We start from the raw sequence: 21,437 nt of genomic DNA on the forward strand, positions 1-21,437 counted from the left end.
TCGCCTCCCAAGGCCGGATTCTTTTCATCTCGGTGCCGGATTGAAAGACAGCACGCGTCCCTGCGCTTGTTCACGGCCGGTAAGGGATTGGCAGCGACATCGCCAGGCCACAAAAAAGCCCGCTTTCCTGGCTGGAAAGCGGGCTTAAGCGGTGCTGGGAACGTGTTTGACAAGACGAATGGGGTGAGCGATGGGACTTGAACCCACGACCTCCGAGGCCACAACCCGGTGCTGCCACCAACTGAGCTACGCTCACCACGCAAACGTGCGCTTTTATACCCGCACGCCCTTTTTTTCGCAAGCAGAAAGTCAGGCTGCCAACTCCCGCTGGCAATGCTTGCAGACCGTGGCCCGGGCCTTGATCAGCTCGGCACAGTGCGGGCACTCCTTGAGGAAATGGGCCGCCAGGATCTTGTTGATGGCCAGATTGACTTCCTGCTCCAGATGCGGGTCTCTGAAGGCATGGTTACGCAGCGGTTCGACGCAGGCGACGTCGTTTAAGGGGACCAGCAGGGCAACCGCCCGCTTACGGTCGTCGACCCGGATCGATTCGTCCAGCAAAACCGTCAGCACCGGATCAAGCTGCCGTTTCTCCAGGCAGGTATCCAGGGTGGCCAGGGCCTCCTGTTGGCACTGATACTGTTCGTTCTGGCGCTTGATCGCCTCGATATCGACGATGCTGCCGGTAAAGGCCTCCTTGGAAATTACCATCATGCTGTAATTTTCCTTGGAATTAGGGAGTTCCATATACCGGTAGGAGCCGACATGCCCGTACTGGTTGGCAATGTATTCCCATCCCTTGACAAAGAGCGGGCAGGAGTCGTTGAGGCAGATGAAAAGATATTCCGAGCCCCAGCCCAGTCCGTCCCCCACGTGAACGGGCGGCGCATGGCACAGGGTCAGGTCGCCGCTGCAATGCGGGCAGTAATGCTTCTCTTCGATATATCGCAACAGGGTGGACAGCATGGACGTTCTGGCTCCTCAACGTGGTTGTATGGGATCTGCCGCCTGGGGCAGAGGGCATGGCGGGCCGCCGACCGGCGGCATGCTCGGGATGGGTCAGGTGCTGCTGGAGCGGGAAAACGGCTGCACCAGGAGAACAATGCCCCACAGCAGCACGATAACCAGCAACGCGAGTTTTCTTTTCCGGGGATCAATCATGCCGCTAGGGTAACCATTGCCCCGGACAGGGTCAACCACAAGCTTCACATCATCCGCCCGAGCACTTCGTCGACCGCCTTGGCCTGCTGCATCCGGGCCTGGAGAAACGATTCGCTCAAGTGGCCGGCATTGGCGTCGATCAAGTCGCAGAGGCCGGCAATGGAAGCGGCATCGGCCATCTCGATCACCTGCTGCAGGTTCTTGGCGAAATCGACAACGATCTTGCGGCTGTCGCCGGCGGTCGACATGATTTCGGCATAGGTGCGCGGATTCTGGGAATGCACCCGGGACATGGCCAGGATGGGATAGAGCGAGGTCAGGGTGCAGTGGCTGGCGATATCCTCGCTGGTGATACCGTTGTCGTGCAGGGTCATGGCCAGGGCGACCGAGATCAGGGTGGGCAGTTTCTGGCCGATGCCCATCAGCAGATCGTGCTTGGAGGGGGAATCGTGATAGATGTCCGCCCCGTGCTTGTAGAGAAACGCCTCGAATTCGCTGCAGAACATGCCGCTGCGCGGCGTGCGCACCACAATGGCGTTCTTGTCCTTCATGGTGGCGGCCTGGGGCCCCCAAAGATTATGCATGAGCATAATCTCGACCTCGTCGTTGGTCGATGCCAGGGCAGCCTTGATGGTCTCTTCCGATTCGCCGGCAAGCAGAATCAGGGCCTTGCCGGGCCCGATCAGCGGCCCGTATTGGCGCACAATGGCGGAAGTGACCGAAATCGGCACACAGACCACCACCACATCGACCTGCCGCACCATCTCTTCCGGCCGCAGCGCGGTGGAACGGCCGGTGAGCGCGACCTCGTAGCCTTCGCTCTCCAGCCGGTCGGCAAACCATCTGCTCATGGCTCCCGTGCCGATGAAGCCGAACGACTTGATGTACTTGGTCCGCATGTCGACCCTGGGAAAACTGCCCAAAACGCGAATCATGCCCTGCTGCTGGATGACCCGCGACTCGATATGGGCCAGGGCGCTGGCCAGGGTGTCGGTTTGGATGTGCCCTTCCGCCTCGAGATAGATGCGCAACTTTTGAGTTTTGATGTCGTTCTCGGTGCGCATGTCGGCGATATTGATGCCGCGGCGGGAAAACTCGCTGAGAATGTCGACCAGGATGCCCACCCGGTCGTCCAGCGGTTCGGTGATCAAGGTGGTGGCGTCGTAGCCGGTCATGGGCGCAAGGCTGTGGCCGAGCACCGCGTAGCGGGTACGGTTGTGCGGCGCGACCTCGCGCTCGACGATCCGCAGGCCGAGGGCGTTGAGCGTCTCGGCGCTGTCGATCACCGCCTTACCCTTGGTTGCTCTCTCCTGCCGGATGCCGGCCACGGCCTGCTCGATATCCTGGACGCTCAGCTCGGTGACGCCGGGCAGCCGGTTTTCGATGAACTCCTCGCATTGGTTGAACGCCTCGCGCTTGCCGACCAACAGGCGCAGGTCGGCCACGGTGGTTTCCTCGTCGAACACGCCCAGGGACAGAGTGGAATGGAGGATGATGTTGTCGACCCAGTAGCCGGATTTGATCTGATCGAAGAAACGGAAATACTGTTTCTTTTCCCCTTCGCGGGTATTATACACCGGCAGCACGGCGTACTCGACCTCGTGGGCGGCAAAGGCGTCGAGCAGTGCCTTGACATGTGGATAAAGGCGGATTTCCGCTTCGTTGTCATACTGGACGGCAGCCTGCCATGACTGGGAATGTTCCGGCCCGAGGGTGGCGATCGATTTCATGGAGCAATGTACCTGCTGGGGTTGTGCACGGTCGGCGCACCGGCAGGGCCGGGCGCAAAGCGCGGCGGCGCGCACCGATGCAACGCATGGAGATATTTCAGGAAGGAAAAAGCGCAGAATGCGAGCTACATTCGTAAAATAACTACCACGTGGTCAATTACATTCTCCATGGCCGATAGGCAAGATTTTTTTCTTTCATGAAGCAAACGGAAACCGGCAAGGCCGGACCGGACCGGGAAAACGGCACGGTCGGGGAATATGTCGCCGCCTTAAAGGCATCGGGTAAATTCGGGCCGCAGGTGGTGGCCCACCGGACAATGGCGGCCGCGGCAGCCAGCACGGCACCGCCTGCACATCTGGACGGATTTTTGTGCCAATTGCTGCGCGACATCGGCGCACCGGAGCTCTACACCCATCAGCAGGAGGCCATCGCCCATGTCCTGGCCGGCAGCAACACGGTGGTGGCCACCCCCACCGCCTCGGGCAAGAGCCTGATTTACACCCTGCCGGTGCTCCACACCCTGCTCAAGGAGCCGGCCGCCAAGGCCCTGTATCTTTTTCCCCTCAAAGCCCTGGCCCAGGACCAACTCAAAACCGCCGACACCCTGTGGCACCTGTTACCCGAGGCCATCCGGGGCGATCGTCCCATCGCCGCAATCTACGACGGCGACACCACCGCTTACCAGCGCAAAAAAATCAGGGAAACAACCCCGCCGGTGCTGATCACCAATCCGGACATGCTTCACCTGGCGATGCTGCCCTACCACGATCGTTGGGGCCAGTTCTGGAGCCATCTGCGCCACGTGGTCATCGACGAGGTCCACACCTACCGGGGCGTTTTCGGTTCGCACGTGGCCTGGGTGCTGCGGCGGCTGCGGCGAATCTGCCGCCTGTACGGCGCCGACCCGGTCTTCATCCTGGCCTCGGCCACCATCGGCAACCCCGGCGAACACGCGCGGCTGCTGCTCGATGCGCCGGCCGCCGAAGTCGTCCGTTCCGGGGCCGGCCATGCCGCCCGCCATGTCGTGCTGCTCAATCCGCTCGATTCGGCGGCCACCAGCGCCACCCAATTGCTGGAGGCAGCGATCAGCCGGGGCTTGCGCACCATCGTCTATTGCCAGTCGCGCAAGATGACCGAATTGATCGCCATGTGGACCGGGCAGCGGCTCAAGGAACGCAAGGAATTGATCGCCTCCTATCGTTCCGGTTTTTTGCCGGAAGAACGGCGGGACATCGAGGAAAAACTGGCCGACGGCAACCTGCTGGGGGTTATTTCCACCTCGGCCCTGGAATTGGGGATCGATATCGGCAATCTCGACATCTGCATTCTGGTCGGCTATCCCGGCTCGATGATGGCCACCTGGCAGCGTGCCGGGCGGGTGGGCCGTGGCGGCCGGGAATCGCTGGTGGTGCTCATCGGCCACGAGGACGCCTTGGATCAGCATTTCATGCGCTGTCCCGAGGATTTTTTCTCCCGGCCGGTGGAACCGGTGACCATGAATCCCGACAATCCCCATATTGCCGGCCCTCAGATGGTTTGCGCCGCCGCCGAGCTGCCGCTCGCTGCCACCGAACCCCTGCTGCAACCCGAATCGGCCGCCGGGTTGGTCGAGCGGTTGACCGGTTCCGGCCAGTTGCTCCAGTCGGGGGACGGCGCCACCTGGTTTTCGCCACGAACCTACCCCCAGCGCCAGGTCAACCTGCGCGGCGGCGGGGTGACACTGACCATCAGAGAGCAACCCCGGCGCCAGCCGCTGGGGGAGATCGACGCCCACCGCGCCCTGCGCGAATGCCACCCCGGCGCCATCTATCTGCACATGGCCAGGAGCTACCATATCGACGGTCTGGATCTGGAGGGCCGGGAAGTGCTGGCGACAGCGGTCACTCCCCCCTACTTCACCCGGGCGCTTGCCGAAAAAAACACCGAGATCGTAGCCGTGCGCCAAAGCCTGCAACTGGGCCCGGCCCGCATCCATTGCGGCGCCCTACGCGTGACCGAACGGATCACCGGTTTCCACAAAATTGCCCAGGGCAGCCTGCGGATTCTTGCCCGCATTCCTCTGGAGCTGCCGCCGCAATGCTTTGAAACCGAAGGATTCTGGATCGAGATTCCCGCCGGGGTCCAACGGGAAATGGAGGCGGCACGTCTTCACTTCATGGGCGGCATCCACGCCCTGGAGCACGCCCTCATCGGCATGATGCCACTTTTTGTACTGTGCGACCGCAACGACCTCGGCGGCATTTCCCATCCCTGGCATCACCAGGTCGAGGGACCGGCGGTCTTCGTTTACGACGGGTATGCCGGCGGCATGGGTCTGGCCGCGAAGGCCTTTTCCCGCATGGACGCGCTCCTGGCGCAAACCCGCCGGGCCGTGGCCGATTGTCCCTGCGAATTCGGCTGCCCCTCCTGCGTCCATTCGCCGAAGTGCGGCTCCGGCAACCGCCCCATCGATAAACGGGCCTGCCTTTTTCTCATGGAACGTCTGGCCCAGGCCCGGCCGAAAGCAAGACACGCACCTGCGCCCCGAAGGGAGGGTGCTGTGCCGCAAGCCGAGCCGGCACAGCCTTTGTTTCGCCTGCCGGAAAATTACGGTGTTTTTGACGTGGAAACGCAGAAATCCGCCCAGGAAGTGGGCGGCTGGCACCGGGCCGAGCTGATGCGGATCAGCGTGGCCGTTTTATACGAGGGTGCCACGCAAACATGCACCGTTTTTACCGAAGACCGGATCGAGCAATTGATCGAGCGATTGTACCGGCTCGAGCTGGTGGTGGGCTTTAACAACAAGCGCTTTGACAACAAGGTGCTGTCGGCCTATACCGGCCGCGATCTCGGTCTGCTGCCGTCGTTTGATGTATTGGAGGCGATCACCGGGCAGTTGGGCTATCGGCTCAGCCTGGATCGGGTGGCGGAAACCACCCTGGGCATCCGCAAAGACGGCGACGGCTTGGCGGCCTTACGCTGGTTCAAGCAGGGAAAAATGGACAAGCTGGCGGCATATTGCCGCAAAGACGTGGAAATAACCCGCGATCTCTTTCTGTTCGGGCTCCGGCAGCGACACCTGCTGTTCCGGAACAAGGCGGGACAGGAGGTGCGGCTGCCGGTCGATTTTGCCGGGGCGATCCAAACGATGCTGGCGCGTCAGCACGCGACACTCACGGCCAGACGGCACTCTTGTTGACCCAACCGGTCAGGCTGGGATGCGTGACCTTGATCCAATCCCCTTTTTGTTCCACCTTCTGGAGGATGACATCCTTGGCGCCGTTGCCGACCACCTTTTCCTTGGTGCTCGGGCCGTTGTAGATTTTGCATTCCTTGGCTTTGACGATGACATGGGGGGTTTTGCCGACCAGCGACTCCTGGATGTAGCCCTTGTCTCCCTCGTAGTCGCTCACCTTGAGCCATTGCCCATCCTTGCCGATCACCTCCAGGGGATAGTTGAGCGGTAGTTGAAACAAAATCTCGGCATTGGTGCCGGCAGCGGAACGCAGGTTGACCCCGTCCTTGACCACGCTCACATATTCGGCGGCAACAGCTCCGCTCAGGCCCAGAGCTGTCGCCAACATGCCGAACAACAAACCTTTTCCCAGCGATCGAACCATCATCTCTCTCCTTTTTCCTCGTTTTTTCTTGATTCGTGTGCAGGACCGGCTCCCCCGGTCAGCAGCATGAAAAATTCCTGATTTCCTTTTGCCCCCCGGATGGGAGAGGCGACCATGGCCGCACAGTGCAGGCCGAGCGATGCACCGAATTGCCGCACCATGCCGAGCGCCTGTCGGTGCAAAGCCGGGTCGCTGACAATGCCGCCGGGACCCACCGCCTCGCGCGGCAACTGGAATTGCGGTTTGACCAGGGCGAAAATGCGGACAAGATCGCGGAAGAGCGGCAACAGGGGGGCCAGAAGCGGCTCGAGGGAAATGAACGAGGCGTCGATCACGGCAAGATCGAGGGGATCTGCAATCTGCTCGCAGGTCAAGTGGCGGGCATTGGTTCGCTCAAGCACCCGTACTCGGCCGTCCTGCCGCAGCTTCCAGTCAAGCAAACCGTAGCCGACATCGACACTGTACACTTTGCGCGCTCCGCGTTGCAGCAGGCAATCGGTGAACCCGCCGGTTGAACAGCCGATATCGGCGCACACCCAGCCGTCGGGATCGATGCCGGCGCCGTCCAGGGCACCATCGAGCTTTTCCCCTCCCCTGCTGACAAATCGCCGCCGGGCGGTCTTGAGCGCCAGCAGGCTGTCCGCGGCAACGGCTTGGCCGGCCTTGTCGCAAATTCGGGTGTCGACCAGCACCAAACCGGCACCAATCAATCGCCGAGCCGTCTCAATATCGTCCGCCAGCCCCTGCCCGACCAGCAGGGTATCGAGCCGCTGCTTCCGTTTGTCGGCCGACAAGCGCCGTTCTTACAGCTTGCCGAGCCGCTCTTTGGCCTGTGATGCCTCGGAACTGCCGCCGTAGTCGTTGATCAATTTCTTGTAGATGATCTTGGCCGTTTCGTGATCGGTCAGTTTTTCAAAGGACATCCCCTGCTTGAGCAGGGCGCTCGGCGCCAGCGAGTCCTTGCCGTGGTTGGAAATCACCTTCTGGTAGTCGAGAATGGCAAGATCGTACTCGCCCTGATTGTACAAACTCTCCCCCATATAGTAGAGCGACTTGGCCGCCTGGCTGCCATTAGGATTGGCGGAAAGGGATTGCTCGAAGGACTTGTAGGCATCTTTGTATTTTTTATCCTTGAACTGATTCATGCCGCTGCTGAACGAATCGGAGGTGGAGGACGCCGGTTTCTCGGGCGCGGCTTTCTCCGGTGCGGGCGCAGCGGCTTGCTTGGCCGGAGCGGCAGCTTGCTCTTTTTCCTTGGTCGGTTCCGGCGTTTTTTTCGCAGCGGTCGGTTCCGGGGGGGCGGGAGTCGCGGCCGCGACCTTGGTTTTCTTGCTGTCCGGATTCACCTTAACCACGCCGGTGGTACCGGAAGACGGGGCTGCGGCGGGAGTGGGTGGCGGCGGCACGGGCTGGGTGGCGGCGGCGCCTGCCTGCGCGGCCTTCTGCTTGGCGGCCTCGGCCTTTTGTGCCGCGGCCTGCGCCCTCTTTTCGGCCTCGGCGATTCGTTCCTGCTGCGCCCTGCTGAAATTCTCGCTGACCATGGCCAGCTTTTCCTCAAGCACCGAAATCTTTTGGTTCAACTCGACGATCTTGGCCTCCTGGCTGGATTTCGAGCTGTCCACCGAGGTCTGCAGCCTGGAAATGCTTTGGTTGACCTGATCGCGGAACTGAGCGTTTTGACTGGTATTTTCTTCGATGCTCGAACGGATGCGCGAGGTCTCGTCCTCGACCTGATCAAGCTTGTTGACCGAACTGGCCTGCCGCTTTTGCATCTGGCCGACCGTGTTGGTCCGCACATCCTCGACTCTTTGGTTCACCGCGCGAAGCTGACGTTGCAGATTCTGGACCTCATCCTGGGTCGCACACTGCGTCAACAGGAACAGTGAACATCCGGCCGCCGCTATATGTTTCAGGGTTTTCATTGCAGTCAAGCTCCTTAATTTCCAAAAACAACCGACATTCCAATCAAATAGCCAGATAATTCCGGATCGTGCCGCATACTCGGCTCACCCGGTCAGGGCAACCGCCCGGACCATTGCGGATAGGACTGGTTGCCTCGCATGGTGAACAGCACCCGGATATCCTTGCCGTTTTTGCTCACCACGCAAATCTCCGACCGGCTGCCGCTCTTGCGAGTGACAGCGATCAGCCGTCCGTCCGGAGCCCAGGTCGGCGATTCGTAGCTGCCGCCACCGCTGCTCAGTTGCCGGACATTGCCGCCGTTCCGGTCCATCACAAACAACTGGTACACGCCCCCTTGCAGGCCGGTAAAGGCGATCTCGTCCCCCTTGGGCGACCAGGCGGGTTCGCTGTTCTCGCTGAACTTGAAGGTCAGGCGCTTGGCCTGGCCGCCGTTGACATTCATGACATAGACGTTGGGTTTGCCGCTCCGGTCGGAGACAAAGGCCATGGTCTGGCCGTCAGGCGCAAAGGAGGCGGACACGTTGATCCCCGCCCCGGAGGTCAATTGCTTGATGATTTCTCCCTGGCGGCTCATGAGGTACAAATCGGGATTGCCGTTCTGGCTCAAGGTCACCACCATGCGCTGGCCATCGGGAGTGAAGGCGGGAGCAAGATTCAGGCCCTTGCGCCGGGAAAGCGAGGTCGTGGTGCTGTTCTGCCGCAAATCGGTGATGTAGAGATCCTGATTGCCACGATGATAGGTCGAATAGGCGAGGTAATTGCCGTCCGGAGTAAAGCGGGGGGAAACGCACAGGGCGCGGTGACTGGTCACCTGCCGGGGATGGCGTCCCAGAATGTCGCTGACATACACCTCTTTCCTGCCGGTGGCATCGGAGACATAGGCCATGCGGGTGCGGGCAACGCCCTTTTCGCCCGTAAAATCCTCGATCAGGGAGTCGCACAGCCGCAGGGTCATGTCCTCGATTTGGTCGGTACCGCCCTTGTAGCGGCGGCTGACCAGCATCCGGCCGCTGGCCACGTCGAGGATCTGCCCTTCGACCGCCATGCCGGCCGGGTCGGCGCCCACTTTGCCGATAACCACAAAGTCGGCACCCAGGCTTTTCCAGTCCGCATCGTTGCCGCCGCCGTAGCGGCTCGGATCAATGACGCTGATAAAGGTGTGCAAGGCCAGTCCCTTGCTCAGGAGCTGGGTCACCGCCGTGGCCTGGCCATCACCGGAAAAGCCGGGAACCGCCACCATGATTTTCCGCATCTCGGAAGCGGTGATGTCGAAATAGGCGGGTTCAGCTTTGCTTTCCCCGTGCAGCAGGCAGAGGAAAAAACATGCGGCCAGCGTCAGGGTCATCGCAACATGTCGTTTAGGCAACATAACCGTTCACCGTAAGAAAAAAGGAAGAAAAAAATCGGGCAAGGCTTACCAGATATACACGATCTCTTACATATTGCCAAGTTCGCCGGGTCTGAATTTAAACCCGACTTCAGTTGTTTCCTGCTGCATCAGTGCAGGGAAGCGCGGTAGCGGCGCAGCGCTTCTGATTGTCTTTTCCACCAGTTGATCAAAGAGCGGATCCTTGGAACGCTGATCGAACTGGATGCGGGTGACCTCACCGTTCTTGTTGATGGTGATCACCACCATGGCCAGCAGACTCGAATCCCATTTGCGCATCTCCGGCAGCACCCAGAAACTCTTGACCCGCTGCGCCACAGCACCCCAGTACGTTTGTTCGACAATCGACACGGCCTGTTGCCGGCCGGAAGAACTTCCTCCGCTGACGGCATTCTGCATGGCCTGCGACCTGCGGTTCGCGTCGGCGCGTACCGCAGCGGCAGCGGCAGCGGCGGCATTGGCCTGGGCCGCCAGTTCGCGCGCCTCGGCGGCGGCAGCCCGGGCTTCGTTTTCGGCCTTGATCTGCTCAAGCCGCGCTTGGGCCAGGGCCTTTTGCCGCTCTTCCTGTTTGCGCTGCTCGGCTTCCCGCTTGCGCTCTTCCAGCTTCTTCTGCAGCTCGCGCTCTTCTTGCTTGCGCTGCTCGGCTTCCCGTTTGCGTTCTTCCAGCTTTTTCTGCAGTTCGCGCTCTTCCTGTTTGCGCTGCTCTTGCTCGCGCTCCTTGACCTTTTCCTCTTCCAGCCTGGTGTCCGGATTTTTCTTGATCTTGCGTTTATCGGGCGCCAGGGAAATCGGGTTTTTCAGATCAACGGGCTCGGGTGGTGCCACTTCCGGTTGGACCGCGACCTTCTCTTTGGGTGTGGGCGCAAGCTGCTCCGGCGGAGTTGCTGGTTCGGGTGGAGCCGCCGGCTTCGGTGGAGGAGGGGGCGGCGGCTCGACCTTTTCGGCGGCGGGTTTGGGAGGAGGGCCGGCGGCGGCAGGCGGAGCCGGGGCAGCCGGAGCGCCTCCGACATCGGGCATTGCCACCAGGCTGACCGAAACGACTTCTTCAACAATCGGCTTGCTTGCAAACAGCGACGGCATGAGCACCAGGGTCGCGACCACCGCGCCATGGACACAGAGGGCCAGCACGAACGCCAGCCACCAGCGTTGTTCAGCCTCCTGCTGGAGGAAATGAAATTCCGTCTCGGTATACTGCACGGAGCCCAGCCAATCGCTCTTACTTGTCTCGTTCAGCCGGGACGGTGATCATTCCCAGTTTATCGAAACCCGCGGCATGGATGTCGGCCATGGTCGAGGTGACCACACCGTAGGGAACGTTCTTGTCGGCGCGGAGATAAATCCCCTCTTTCTTCACTTCAGGGGACATGATCCGCAACTGCTGCTGCAAGGTCGCCGAGGTCATTTTTTCTTTCTTGAGGTAAACGTCGCCTTCCTTCTTGATGGTCACCACCAAGGGTTCTTCCTGCTGGGGAAGCGCCTTGGTGGTCGCCTCGGGAAGATCGACCTCCAATCCCTGGGTCATCATCGGCGCGGTCACCATGAAAATGATGAGCAACACCAGCATGACGTCCACCAGGGGGGTCACGTTGATGTCGGCGACCAAGCCCCGTTTGCCCCTGTTGCTTCCTATAGGTCCCATACGGTCACGTTCTCGTGAGAATATCTCGCTCGATCAGGTTGATGAAATCGGTGCTGAAACTCTCGACATTGGAGTCTATCCCGGCAACCTTGTTGGAAAAATAGTTGAAAAAGATAACTGCGGGAATGGCGACGGCAAGGCCGGCTGCCGTGGCGACCAGCGCCTCCGATATGCCGGGTGCGACAACGGCCAGTGAGGCCGAACCCCTTTCGCCGATGCTCTGGAAAGAAGCCATGATGCCCCAAACCGTGCCGAACAGGCCAATGAACGGAGTGGCGCTGCCGGTGGTGGCCAGGACTGAAATCGAACTGGACATGCGATCGGACTCCAGGAACTGCGCCTTGCGGACCGCCCGCTTGAGATTGTCCATGGTGGCCAACTGCATCTCCAGGGTGGCGGGCACCTGTCCGCTGCTGCGGGCGGCACTGATCTTCTTCAATTCGTTATAACCGGCAACAAAGACCGCGGCTTCAGGGCTCAAGGGGTATTCGCGCGCCGCCTCGTACGCTTCGTGCAGGGTCTTGCTCTCCCAGAATGCGTCGAGAAAATCCAGGGAAGCATTGCGGGCCTTTCTGAACGCGAGAAATTTCATAATGACAATGGACCATGAAAGCACCGAAAAAACGAGCAAAATGAGCATGATTAATTTGCCCGTCAGCCCGGCGTGCTTCATAATTTCAAAAATAGATAACTCCACGACGTTCCCTGTTGTTGATGTTCATCTTGCCAGGAGTCAGGTATGAGCCGCCACCGGCCCCGGCCCTCGCCTCCAGCCCCTGCAGCAGCTCGCGTCCGGAAAAACGCTGAAAAACACAACCCGCTCTACAGCCTATACCCTGGCGTAAGCGGCACATTCTGCAAGCGGGCCAAAGAGAACATTGCACTGCTGTTGGTCTGCCTTCGATGCAGAGGCCGCACCGACCTAAGAGGCGATAACAATAACCTTCAAACATATACGAAATCAATAAATCTGTCGACCTCGATCTGGGGATGAGGTACAAATCATCGAGTGCAGTCCATGCGCGACAGCCATGACGGCTCGCCCGAGGCTTTCCCCCTCTTATCGATCAAGGAGCAGCACATGTCCGTTCAAACATACGATGTCGTCATCATCGGCACGGGACCTGCCGGCATTCAGGCCGCCATCCATGCCTCCAGAAGAAAAACCCGGGTTCTCATGCTGGGACGCATCGAAAATTCGGCCCTGTACGAAGCCCACCTCGAAAACTATGCCTTTGTCCCCGGGGTCACCTCAGGAGCCGATCTCCTGCGGCTCGGCGTGGAGCAGGCGGTGCGATTCGGCACCGAGACCTCTCGCGAGGATGTGTTGAGTATCGCCTTGGCCGACGATCTTTTTCATGTCGAACTGGAAAGCGGCGCGACCATTGCCAGCCGTTCTCTTATTTTTTCCATGGGTATGTCGAAGAAAAAACTCAATGTCCCCGGTGAAAAGGAATTGTCGGGCCGGGGCGTTTCCTATTGCGTGGATTGCGACGCAAATTTCTACCGGGGCGCGGTCGTCGCGGTCACCGGCGATCGCAGTGCCGCCGTGGACGGCGCCCTGACCCTTCTCGACTACGCGTCCAAGGTCTATCTGGTCGCGGAACAGCTCAACGTCTCGGCTGAACTGCTGGAGCGGTTGGAGAAAAGCAAGGTCGAGCGCATCCACGGTTCGATCAAGCAGATCAATGGCGAGAAAATGGTCAATTCGCTTATGCTGGCCAACGGCCAAACCTTGGAAACCGAGGGGGTCTTCATCGAGCTGGGGTCCAAGGGCGCCCTAGAACTGGCGACCCAGATCGGCGTCCAGCTGGATACGGAATCGTTCAAGCATATCGCGGTCGACCGGCATCAATCCACCAATATTCCTGGAATTTTTGCCGCAGGCGATATTGTCGGCCCTCCCTATCAGATGGCCAAAGCGGTGGGCGAAGGATGCATCGCCGGCATAGAAGCGGCCACCTATGCCCGCAAGATGAGGAAAGAAGACTAGAAGACTCTCACTTTGCATCCGGAACGGGGAGACCCTGCAATGGTCCATAACCTGGACGGAGCGCCAGCTCATTCTCCATTGGCGCGGCTGTTTCTTCGCTGCCGCGTTTCTTGGACTGACCGCAGAGAGCGAAAGATTTCGCGGCTATAACGGGGATTTCGGGTCCGGGCGAAGAGCGCGGCAAGTCGCAGCAAGGCAAGCGGTTCAATTTCCGGCATTTCGGCTTGCAACGCGGTTATGGTTTGGCTGGGCCACTGTTCTTCGCACGCCTCACCCGTGTGCCGGCTACGTTCCTGTTGCTCCAGCGCCTCCTCGATCAAGGCGTCGCGATAAAACTCCAGCGCATGCATCTGTTTCTGGCTCGCCAGCGCATGGCCGCGATGCCGGCTGACCAAATCGTAGAGCGCCTCAAGCGGAAATTGTTGCGCCATCTTGGTCAGATATTTGATCTGGCGCTGCCGGGCTCCCCCTCGCAATGCAGCCGCCTCCCGGATTTGCTGCTTGAATTCCTCGGGCACGGGCGCCTGGTTCACAATTGGGACGGGCAGAGTCACCAGTTCAGCCATCAGGCGCTCTGTCTCCTTGACCCTTCTTTTCTGCTCGGACCGGCTTATCTGCATGCTCTCACCAACATCCGACTCGTCTACGCCTCGGACGCTTCGCTCTGCAGCTGAAGAACCTTGTCCCAGATCCGATCCGCGGTCTCTTCTTTGGAGAGCAGCGGCAAGGTAAGCGCTTCCCTGTGATCGATCAGAGTCACCTGGTTGGTTTCCACGTCGAAGCCGGTCGTGGCGCCCAGGATATCGTTGACCACCATCAGGTCCACGTTTTTCTCCCGCAGCTTTCTCTGTCCCTCGCCGGCGTGGTCGCGGCTTTCGGCGGCGAAGCCCACCAGGATTCGTCCGCGAGAGCGCTTGGCTCCCAATTCGGCCAGGATGTCGAGATTCTTGATCAAATCGAGTTGGATGCCCTGCTGGCCCTTTTTGATTTTATGGTCGGCACACACCAAAGGTCTGAAATCGGCAACCGCGGCGGACTTGACCACGACATCCGCCGTCGCTGCCCGATCCATGACCGCCAACCGCATCTCTTCGGCAGTGGTCACATGTACCATCTCAATCCCCGGCGGATCGAGCAACTGCACAGGTCCGGCGACCAGGATGACTTCCGCCCCCCTGCGTCGGGCGGTTCGGGCCAGGGCGAAGCCCATCTTGCCGCTGGAGCGGTTGCTGAGGAAGCGGGCCGGATCCAAGGCTTCCCGGGTCGGACCGGCGGTGATTAAAACGGTCTGCCCCTTGAGGTCATCGGGCTGAAACAGGGACAGCAGCTTCTCCCTGGCCGCATCCCAATCGGCCAGCCGGCCATCGCCGATCTCGCCGCAAGCGAGTTCGCCGCTGCCCGGTTGCACGAAATGGTAGCCAAAGGATTCCAGGCGCCGGATGTTGTCCTGGGTGGCGGGATGACTCAGCATGAACGAATTCATCGCCGGACAGATAACCACGGGAATGCGAGCGGCCAGGATAGCCGTGCCCAGAAGGTTGTCCGCCATGCCATGGGCAAGCCGGGCAATGGTCTGGGCCGTGGCGGGCGCGACCAGAATGGCATCCGCCTCCCTGGAAAGATTGATGTGCGCCATGATCCGATCCGGCGCCTCGTCAAACATGTCGCGATACACAGCCTGCCCGCTCAGGGCTGAAAAAGTGAGCGGCGAGACAAACCGCTCGGCAGCCTCGGTCATGACGACCGTGACCACGGCTTCTTCCTTGATCAGCGACCGGAGCCAATCGGCCGCCTTGTAGGCGGCGATGGATCCGGTAACGCCGAGCAGGATTCTTTTACCGCGCAGATCTGACATTCGCCTTATTGCATGAAGGCATCGTGCGTGGCACCGCCGCCGCTGGCGCCGCCGGTCTTGTCGATAGCCACATACAGTTTGAGTTCGGTTTTACCAAGCACGCCTTCGGCAATCACCATCATGCAGGTCTTGTTGGGTTTGACGAAAGCCAGCATGATGTCTTTGGAAGCGGTCTCGCCCACCAGCCGCCATTTGTTATCCTGCATGGAGGCGACCATGTAGTCTTTGAGCGACATGACTTCCGCCCGCCCCTTATAGGTGAAGATGCCGCCACGGAACGATTCGGTCTTGATCACCGTCGAACTCTTCCGGTCCCACTCGAGTTCGGTCGGAATCGTTATATCCTTGATATCATCGGCAAAATTACTCAGCTGCGGTGCCCCTGCACTGTCAGAACCCACCATGCCCCTATTCGCACAACCGCCGGTAAGCATCAGCGTCAAGGCCACGCCAAAAAAAAGAACCCACCGCATACTCTTAGATTTCTGCATTTGACCACTCCCTTCGATTCATCGAGGACACTCCATCGGTTTCATGCCGGGACCTTCCCGTATCGGGGGACAGGTCACGACCACCTTTTTCTTCCCGATTTTTCACCCAATCATTTCCCTGTTGCGGACTGGGCGCAATGCCGGAGCCGACACTATCGATCAGAGCTGGGAACTTGGCATCCGGAGATCGCTCCCCGAACCGGGTGAAAAAACGAGAGGAAAAACCATGACAACCAGTTGTAAAAAATAAAGGTTTTAATGTCAACAAACATTCACTATGATAAGAACTCGCTGTCTACCGCCTGAAGGCGTGGGCAGCGTCATTTTCAACAGGTTCGGGCCTTGTTGCCCCAAACATTGATAAAAGGGCATCGTCTCCTTCATCTTCATGCAACCTGCAACACCCTCGGCGCCGCTACCAGCGCTTTCAACGCGATCAGAACTCGTAGATACCCATTGCCACCTCGACATGGAGGACTATTCGACCGATCTGGCCGATGTCCTTCACTCTGCGGCCCATCACGGCGTTAGGCGCATCGTCACCATCGGGATCGACCTGTCCAGTTCCGAGAAGGCGGTGTCGCTTGCCGAACGCAGCCCCAACATTTTCGCCACCGTGGGCATCCACCCCCATGACGCCCATACAGCCACCCCCGGTAACTTGCGCCGGATAGCCGACCTGGCTGGGCACCGGCTGGTGGTCGGATACGGCGAAATCGGGCTTGATTATGTCAAGAATTACGCTCCACGAGAGGTGCAGCTACGGGCCTTTTCGGAGCAGTTGCATTTAGCCAGGGAGCTCGATTTGCCGGTGGTGATCCACGATCGCGAAGCCCACGAAGACGTATGCCGCCTGATCAAGCAAGCCGGCCTTCCCAAGGGAGGAGTCATGCACTGCTTTTCGGGTGATCGGCGACTGGCCGAGACGATGATCGACTCCGGCTTTTTGATCTCGATTCCCGGTGTGGTCACCTTTGCCAATGCCCACGCATTGCAAGAGGTTGCCCGCACCATCGACCTTCAGCACCTGCTGCTGGAAACCGATGGCCCCTACCTGGCCCCGGTCCCCTTCCGCGGCAAGCGCAACGAGCCGAAATTGCTTCTGCTCACTGCCCAAAGAATCGCCGATCTCAAAATGCTTTCCCTGGACGAGGTGGCGCAGGCCACCACCGCAAATGCCGTTCGGCTGTTTCAACTCGCCCGCGATGATCATGGTCCGAGATAATCTTGCCCGTATCCGGGAAACCATCGCCCGTTCGGCCCGGCAAGCCGGAAGAAACCCGGAAGCGGTCAAACTGGTTGCCGTCAGTAAAACCGTGGGCACCGATTTGATACTCGAGGCCGTGCAGGCCGGGCAGGTATTGTTCGGCGAGAACTATCTCCAGGAGGCTGCCGATAAAATGACGCGCCTGCCCGCTCTGCTCCAGTGGCATTTCATCGGCCACCTCCAGAGCAACAAGGCAAGGCAGGCGGCAGAGCTTTTTGATGTCATCGAAACGGTCGATCGCTGGAAAGTGGCCGCTGCCCTGGACAACCACGCCCGTTTGCTCGACAAACCCCTCTCCATTTTTCTCCAGGTCAACATCGGCCGGGAGCCGCAGAAATCGGGGGTGCTTCCTGAACAGGCCGAGCAACTGCTCCGGAGAATTGCCGGCGAGACCAGCCTTCGTATCCTCGGCCTGATGACGATGCCGCCCTACTCGCCCGACCCGGAACAGAGTCGTCCCTATTTCAGCGCATTGCGACAACTGGCTCTGCGGCTCGCCTCCTACGATCTTTTTGCAAGCAATACCGAGGTCGAACTTTCCATGGGAATGTCCAGCGACTATGCAGTCGCCATTGAAGAAGGGGCGACGCTTGTTCGGGTGGGGACGGCCTTGTTCGGCCAGAGACAGGCATAGATATGCGCTGACACGCCGCGCTTTGTTCCTCTGACCAACAGCTGCATATCGTGCGCAAAAAACTACCCGATTCCTGACTCCGGATCGGAAGGAATTCGGGTAGAGAAGAGTGGCATGAATGAGAAAAAACCGGAGAGAGGAGTCGGAACTCGGGGTTCTGTCAACAGAGAGTGCTCTCTCCGGCTCGGACGATAAAAGCGCTATTTCCGGCGGGAAGCCCGCTTGGCTGCCTTGAGCGGGTTGACGCGGATCTTCACCACCTTCACCTCGGGTTTAGCATGCGTGGCGAAATTGCAGATACCCAAGCGCCATTTTGCAGCCGGATTCATGTATGTGTCACAAAACCGCCCGCCCTCCACTTCGACGATCCGTTCACATCCGTTGCACTGCTCGATAACCGGCAGAAACGACCCGGCGCTGAATTTAGCCGCATTGCTCGCTTGCATATTGCCAACTCCTGAAAAAAAATAAACTTTTTCTTGAATCAGAAAAAAAACTTCCCTACAATTAATTGATTGTCCAAACATCGCGGTCGTGATGCTTGAAGGCGATATCTATAAAGACTATCCTGGTTTCTGTCAACAGCTTATCCACACACCTCTTACCAACTTTCAGGAATTTTCCCGGAGATTTCCTCATGCCGATTTATGTTTGGAAGGGAAAAAACAGCTACGGCGAAAAACGCAAGGGCGAAGTCGAGGCCATTGATGAAGCAGGGGCACGCGCCCAACTTCGGCGGATGCGGATCGATAATCCGACCATCAAGCCAAAGCCCAAGGATCTCCTCGAAAACATCAAGCTCTTCCAGCCCAAGGTCACAGGTAGGGACCTGGTCATTTTCACCCGCCAGCTCTCAACCATGATCGATGCGGGCCTGCCTCTCGTCCAATCCTTGCAGATTCTGGGTAAGCAGCAGAGCAACGCCACCTTCAAGGCCGTTCTCACCTCCATTCAAGGCGATGTCGAGACCGGTACGACCCTGGCCGATTCCATGCGCAAACATCCGAAGATTTTCGACAGTTTGTATGCCAACATGATCGAAGCGGGCGAGTTGGGCGGTATTCTCGACACGATCCTCTCCAGATTGGCCGGTTTCAAGGAAAAGGCCATGGCCCTGCAGAAAAAGATCAAAGGCGCCATGACCTACCCCACCATCTGCCTTGGCATCTCGATACTCATCCTTGGCGTCATTTTGATCTTTGTGGTCCCGGTCTTTGAAAAAATGTTCAAGGACTTCGGCTCAACCCTGCCGGCGCCGACCCAAATGGTCATCGAGATCAGCAATTTTTTTCAATCCTACATTATCTTCGTTATCATCGGCTTCGTTCTGCTCTCCTGGGTCATCAAGAAAATATACAGCACCGATAAAGGCCGACTGAGAATTGACCACATGATCCTTTGGTCGCCGGTCATAGGTCCCCTGATACGTAAAGTGGCGGTTGCCAAGTTCACCAGAACCCTGAGCACCCTGCTGCAAAGCGGTGTGCCTATTCTCGACGCGCTGCAGGTGGTCGCCCGGACCGCGGGCAATAAAATCATCGAGCGGGCGGTGATCCGGGTTGCCGAAAGCATTGCTGAGGGCCGGGCCATTGCTGAACCTCTTGAAGAATCCGGGGTATTCCCCAACATGGTCGTCCAGATGATCAACGTGGGTGAATCGGTGGGCGCCCTGGATATCATGCTGGAAAAAATCGCTGATTTTTACGACGAGGAGGTTGACCAGGCCGTTGAAAACTTGACCGCCATGATCGAGCCTTTTATGATGGTCTTTCTCGGCGGCATGATCGGCGGACTTGTTGTGGCGATGTATCTGCCGATATTTAAAATTGCCAGCGTTGTCTAACAAAAAAAGCAACATAAATTCGGAGAGATGGCCATGAGCGAAATAACCGGCATCGTTGCCAGAGAGATCCTCGACTCCCGGGGCAACCCGACGGTCGAAGTCGAAGTATACCTTGAAACCGGTGCCATGGGGCGGGCGGCCGTTCCTTCCGGAGCTTCCACCGGCACCCGTGAAGCCTTGGAATTGCGCGATGCCGGCGACAGCAAACGTTATAATGGCAAAGGGGTGCTCAAAGCGGTCGAAAACGTCAACGAACGCATTGCGCCGGCTTTGCTCGGTTTTGAATCTTCACAGCAGGCTGTGGTCGACAATACCATGCTGGCGCTTGACGGCACCGCCAGCAAGGAAAATTTGGGGGCAAATGCCATCCTCGGCGTTTCGATGGCGATTGCCAAAGCGACAGCCGCCGAACTCGAACTGCCTCTTTACAAGTATCTCGGAGGCGTCAACGCCAAGGTCCTCCCGGTGCCGATGATGAATATCCTTAACGGGGGGGCTCATGCCGACAACAACGTCGACATCCAGGAGTTCATGATCCTGCCAGCCGGGGCCGGCTCCTTTGCCGAGGCTCTGCGCATGGGCGCGGAAACCTTTCATGCCCTCAAATCCGTACTGAAAAAGAAGGGGTTGCAAACCGCGGGCGGCGATGAAGGCGGTTTTGCCCCCAATTTGCGTTCCAACGAAGAAGCGATGGAATCCATCCTCGAAGGAATCGTTCAAGCCGGCTACTCCCCTGGCAAGGATGTTTTTATCGGCATCGACGCTGCGGCCAGCGAATTTTATTCCGCCACCGACAAAATCTATGTTTTGGGCGCGGAAGCCCATCCCAAAAAGACATCGGAGCAAATGATCGCCTTCTATGCCGATTGGGTCAGCAAATATCCCCTCATCACCATTGAAGACGGCTTGGACGAGTCGGATTGGGATGGATGGCAGCAGCTGACCCAGGCACTCGGCAGCAAGATTCAGTTGGTCGGCGACGATATTTTCGTCACCAACACCAGCATCCTCAAAAAAGGCATTGCCCGCAACATTGCCAATTCCATTTTAATTAAACTCAATCAGATCGGGTCGGTAACCGAAACGATCGATGCCGTTGACATGGCGCACCGGGCATCGTACACCGCTGTTATTTCCCATCGTTCCGGTGAAACCGAAGACGCTACCATCGCCGACCTGGCGGTTGCCCTGAACACCGGACAAATTAAAACCGGAGCACCTTCGCGGAGCGACCGGGTGGCTAAGTACAATCAACTATTACGTATTGAAGAGGAATTAGGTTCGGCAGCCCAGTTCGCCGGTACCGAAGCTTTTTCCTTCTTACAAAAAGGGTATTGACAACCTCCTGTATTACTTCCTATTATATTGAATAGGTTTGCAATGCGATTCGTTCACTGCGAGTTATCTTGGAGGTAAGGAACATGACTCTGACAAAGGCTGATCTTGTACAGCAAGTGTACAAAAACCATCCCAACCTGACCAAATCGCAATCCACGGATTCTGTTGAAACCTTCCTGTCGCTTTCCAAATCTTCGCTGATCACCGGTGAAGATCTCTTATTGAGCGGATTCGGTAAATTCAACATCAAGGATAAAAAGTCCCGGCGGGGCCGCAATCCCCAAACCGGCAGCGAATTGACGCTTGACGCGCGCCGAGTGGTTACCTTCAAACCATCGGGGATATTGCGCTCTCGGATCAACAATTCCAAATAGCGTCGTTTTTTCTGAGTTACCCACATCAAGGCGCCCGCGCGTAGCAGGCGCCTTTTTTATTACTGATTACCATCGAATCTCAGCTTGCTTCAGGAGGTGTTGCGGGATGGGTAGGGTTTGCAGAGCCACATGAATCAGCCGATTCACCATAGTGTGCAATTGGAACCGCCGATTGAAGCGATAGCAGAATTCGGCAAGGTAC

General features: G+C 58.6%; 20 protein-coding genes, 1 tRNA gene and 1 pseudogene. 7 read left to right on the plus strand and 15 right to left on the minus strand.

Translation table 11 applies throughout. The annotated features are described in order from the left end of the window. Nucleotides 1-179 precede the first annotated feature (179 nt). The 3 genes from RMR13_RS06275 to RMR13_RS06285 all read right to left on the minus strand — a co-directional run bounded on the left by RMR13_RS06275 (nt 180) and on the right by RMR13_RS06285 (nt 2,891). A tRNA-His gene (locus RMR13_RS06275) sits at nt 180-256 on the minus strand. A gap of 53 nt (nt 257-309) precedes the next feature. Further along, nucleotides 310-966 (minus strand): zinc ribbon domain-containing protein, encoded by a 657-nt coding sequence (locus RMR13_RS06280; protein ID WP_310599783.1) that lies wholly within the window; start codon nt 964-966, stop codon nt 310-312. A 239-nt stretch (nt 967-1,205) separates the two neighbouring features. Beyond that, entirely contained in the window at nt 1,206-2,891 is a 1,686-nt protein-coding gene (locus RMR13_RS06285; protein WP_310599784.1) for a prephenate dehydratase domain-containing protein, read from the minus strand. Between the two features lie 197 nt (nt 2,892-3,088). On the opposite strand from RMR13_RS06285, the gene RMR13_RS06290 reads away from it, so the two are divergent. Next, complete coding sequence (locus RMR13_RS06290; protein WP_310599785.1) at nt 3,089-6,070, plus strand: DEAD/DEAH box helicase; 2,982 nt, start codon at nt 3,089-3,091, stop codon at nt 6,068-6,070. On the opposite strand, the gene RMR13_RS06295 is transcribed toward RMR13_RS06290, so the two are convergent. The 7 genes from RMR13_RS06295 to tolQ all read right to left on the minus strand — a co-directional run bounded on the left by RMR13_RS06295 (nt 6,045) and on the right by tolQ (nt 12,137). Further along, nucleotides 6,045-6,494 (minus strand): SH3 domain-containing protein, encoded by a 450-nt coding sequence (locus tag RMR13_RS06295; protein WP_310599786.1) that lies wholly within the window; start codon nt 6,492-6,494, stop codon nt 6,045-6,047. The two genes, RMR13_RS06290 and RMR13_RS06295, sit on opposite strands and share 26 nt — an antisense overlap. Beyond that, nucleotides 6,491-7,285, minus strand: a complete 795-nt coding sequence (locus tag RMR13_RS06300) for a TlyA family RNA methyltransferase (RefSeq protein ID WP_310599787.1) — start codon at nt 7,283-7,285, stop codon at nt 6,491-6,493. Before RMR13_RS06300 ends, RMR13_RS06295 begins: the two co-directional genes overlap by 4 nt. A gap of 9 nt (nt 7,286-7,294) precedes the next feature. Next, complete coding sequence (gene ybgF / locus RMR13_RS06305; protein ID WP_310599788.1) at nt 7,295-8,413, minus strand: tol-pal system protein YbgF; 1,119 nt, start codon at nt 8,411-8,413, stop codon at nt 7,295-7,297. Between the two features lie 92 nt (nt 8,414-8,505). Continuing rightward, the gene (gene tolB, locus RMR13_RS06310; RefSeq protein WP_310599789.1) at nt 8,506-9,759 is read right to left on the minus strand and encodes a Tol-Pal system beta propeller repeat protein TolB; all 1,254 of its coding nucleotides are present in this window, start codon (nt 9,757-9,759) and stop codon (nt 8,506-8,508) included. A gap of 90 nt (nt 9,760-9,849) precedes the next feature. Next, complete coding sequence (tolA, locus tag RMR13_RS06315) at nt 9,850-10,998, minus strand: cell envelope integrity protein TolA (protein WP_310599790.1); 1,149 nt, start codon at nt 10,996-10,998, stop codon at nt 9,850-9,852. A gap of 19 nt (nt 10,999-11,017) precedes the next feature. Further along, entirely contained in the window at nt 11,018-11,440 is a 423-nt protein-coding gene (gene tolR, locus RMR13_RS06320; RefSeq protein WP_310599791.1) for a protein TolR, read from the minus strand. A gap of 4 nt (nt 11,441-11,444) precedes the next feature. Then, entirely contained in the window at nt 11,445-12,137 is a 693-nt protein-coding gene (gene tolQ, locus RMR13_RS06325) for a protein TolQ (RefSeq protein WP_310599792.1), read from the minus strand. Between the two features lie 384 nt (nt 12,138-12,521). On the opposite strand from tolQ, the gene RMR13_RS06330 reads away from it, so the two are divergent. After that, nucleotides 12,522-13,433, plus strand: a complete 912-nt coding sequence (locus RMR13_RS06330) for an FAD-dependent oxidoreductase (RefSeq protein ID WP_310599793.1) — start codon at nt 12,522-12,524, stop codon at nt 13,431-13,433. 68 nt (nt 13,434-13,501) lie between these two features. Here RMR13_RS06330 and RMR13_RS06335 read toward each other — a convergent pair whose 3' ends face one another. The 3 genes from RMR13_RS06335 to RMR13_RS06345 are packed head-to-tail and all read right to left on the minus strand — an operon-like array spanning nt 13,502 to nt 15,779. Beyond that, on the minus strand, nt 13,502-14,053 hold the full coding sequence (locus tag RMR13_RS06335) for a DUF615 domain-containing protein (RefSeq protein ID WP_310599794.1): 552 nt from the start codon (nt 14,051-14,053) through the stop codon (nt 13,502-13,504). 23 nt (nt 14,054-14,076) lie between these two features. Beyond that, on the minus strand, nt 14,077-15,288 hold the full coding sequence (coaBC, locus tag RMR13_RS06340; protein WP_310599795.1) for a bifunctional phosphopantothenoylcysteine decarboxylase/phosphopantothenate--cysteine ligase CoaBC: 1,212 nt from the start codon (nt 15,286-15,288) through the stop codon (nt 14,077-14,079). A gap of 5 nt (nt 15,289-15,293) precedes the next feature. Beyond that, on the minus strand, nt 15,294-15,779 hold the full coding sequence (locus RMR13_RS06345) for a hypothetical protein (protein ID WP_310599796.1): 486 nt from the start codon (nt 15,777-15,779) through the stop codon (nt 15,294-15,296). 388 nt (nt 15,780-16,167) lie between these two features. Between RMR13_RS06345 and RMR13_RS06350 the strand changes: the two genes are divergently transcribed. Both RMR13_RS06350 and RMR13_RS06355 read left to right on the plus strand, forming a co-directional pair. After that, nucleotides 16,168-17,004, plus strand: a complete 837-nt coding sequence (locus RMR13_RS06350; protein WP_310599797.1) for a TatD family hydrolase — start codon at nt 16,168-16,170, stop codon at nt 17,002-17,004. Further along, entirely contained in the window at nt 16,991-17,680 is a 690-nt protein-coding gene (locus RMR13_RS06355; RefSeq protein ID WP_310599798.1) for a YggS family pyridoxal phosphate-dependent enzyme, read from the plus strand. The genes RMR13_RS06350 and RMR13_RS06355 overlap by 14 nt, the downstream gene beginning before the upstream one ends. A 200-nt stretch (nt 17,681-17,880) precedes the next feature. Here the strand turns inward: RMR13_RS06355 and RMR13_RS06360 are convergent, their stop codons facing one another. Continuing rightward, entirely contained in the window at nt 17,881-18,126 is a 246-nt protein-coding gene (locus RMR13_RS06360; RefSeq protein ID WP_310599799.1) for a PxxKW family cysteine-rich protein, read from the minus strand. Nucleotides 18,127-18,317: 191 nt separating this feature from the next. On the opposite strand from RMR13_RS06360, the gene RMR13_RS06365 reads away from it, so the two are divergent. The 3 genes from RMR13_RS06365 (at nt 18,318) to RMR13_RS06375 (ending at nt 21,235) form a co-directional block, all read left to right on the plus strand. Continuing rightward, on the plus strand, nt 18,318-19,523 hold the full coding sequence (locus tag RMR13_RS06365) for a type II secretion system F family protein (protein WP_310599800.1): 1,206 nt from the start codon (nt 18,318-18,320) through the stop codon (nt 19,521-19,523). A 33-nt stretch (nt 19,524-19,556) separates the two neighbouring features. Further along, nucleotides 19,557-20,861 carry a phosphopyruvate hydratase gene (eno, locus tag RMR13_RS06370; RefSeq protein WP_310599801.1) on the plus strand — a complete coding sequence of 435 codons (1,305 nt, stop codon included), beginning with the start codon at nt 19,557-19,559 and terminating at the stop codon, nt 20,859-20,861. Between the two features lie 83 nt (nt 20,862-20,944). After that, nucleotides 20,945-21,235, plus strand: coding sequence for an integration host factor subunit alpha (locus tag RMR13_RS06375; RefSeq protein ID WP_309412655.1), 291 nt, complete (start codon nt 20,945-20,947; stop codon nt 21,233-21,235). 66 nt (nt 21,236-21,301) lie between these two features. Here the strand turns inward: RMR13_RS06375 and RMR13_RS06380 are convergent. Continuing rightward, nucleotides 21,302-21,437: pseudogene (locus RMR13_RS06380) on the minus strand (IS1595 family transposase); the annotation flags it as partial.

Origin of the sequence: Desulfobulbus sp. (assembly GCF_031547805.1) — a bacterium.
Lineage (GTDB): Bacteria > Desulfobacterota > Desulfobulbia > Desulfobulbales > Desulfobulbaceae > Desulfobulbus.

What these genes read in the sequence shown, in the direction of transcription:
- tolB (WP_310599789.1), bottom strand. Translation starts at nt 9,759, where the DNA reads ATGACCCTGACGCTGGCCGCATGTTTTTTCCTCTGCCTGCTGCACGGG.
- RMR13_RS06295 (WP_310599786.1), bottom strand. Translation starts at nt 6,494, where the DNA reads ATGATGGTTCGATCGCTGGGAAAAGGTTTGTTGTTCGGCATGTTGGCG.
- RMR13_RS06290 (WP_310599785.1), top strand. Translation starts at nt 3,089, where the DNA reads ATGAAGCAAACGGAAACCGGCAAGGCCGGACCGGACCGGGAAAACGGC.
- RMR13_RS06360 (WP_310599799.1), bottom strand. Translation starts at nt 18,126, where the DNA reads ATGCAAGCGAGCAATGCGGCTAAATTCAGCGCCGGGTCGTTTCTGCCG.
- RMR13_RS06375 (WP_309412655.1), top strand. Translation starts at nt 20,945, where the DNA reads ATGACTCTGACAAAGGCTGATCTTGTACAGCAAGTGTACAAAAACCAT.
- tolR (WP_310599791.1), bottom strand. Translation starts at nt 11,440, where the DNA reads ATGGGACCTATAGGAAGCAACAGGGGCAAACGGGGCTTGGTCGCCGAC.
- RMR13_RS06280 (WP_310599783.1), bottom strand. Translation starts at nt 966, where the DNA reads ATGCTGTCCACCCTGTTGCGATATATCGAAGAGAAGCATTACTGCCCG.
- RMR13_RS06365 (WP_310599800.1), top strand. Translation starts at nt 18,318, where the DNA reads ATGCCGATTTATGTTTGGAAGGGAAAAAACAGCTACGGCGAAAAACGC.
- RMR13_RS06350 (WP_310599797.1), top strand. Translation starts at nt 16,168, where the DNA reads ATGCAACCTGCAACACCCTCGGCGCCGCTACCAGCGCTTTCAACGCGA.
- RMR13_RS06330 (WP_310599793.1), top strand. Translation starts at nt 12,522, where the DNA reads ATGTCCGTTCAAACATACGATGTCGTCATCATCGGCACGGGACCTGCC.
- RMR13_RS06345 (WP_310599796.1), bottom strand. Translation starts at nt 15,779, where the DNA reads ATGCAGAAATCTAAGAGTATGCGGTGGGTTCTTTTTTTTGGCGTGGCC.
- RMR13_RS06335 (WP_310599794.1), bottom strand. Translation starts at nt 14,053, where the DNA reads ATGCAGATAAGCCGGTCCGAGCAGAAAAGAAGGGTCAAGGAGACAGAG.
- coaBC (WP_310599795.1), bottom strand. Translation starts at nt 15,288, where the DNA reads ATGTCAGATCTGCGCGGTAAAAGAATCCTGCTCGGCGTTACCGGATCC.
- RMR13_RS06285 (WP_310599784.1), bottom strand. Translation starts at nt 2,891, where the DNA reads ATGAAATCGATCGCCACCCTCGGGCCGGAACATTCCCAGTCATGGCAG.
- ybgF (WP_310599788.1), bottom strand. Translation starts at nt 8,413, where the DNA reads ATGAAAACCCTGAAACATATAGCGGCGGCCGGATGTTCACTGTTCCTG.
- RMR13_RS06355 (WP_310599798.1), top strand. Translation starts at nt 16,991, where the DNA reads ATGGTCCGAGATAATCTTGCCCGTATCCGGGAAACCATCGCCCGTTCG.
- eno (WP_310599801.1), top strand. Translation starts at nt 19,557, where the DNA reads ATGAGCGAAATAACCGGCATCGTTGCCAGAGAGATCCTCGACTCCCGG.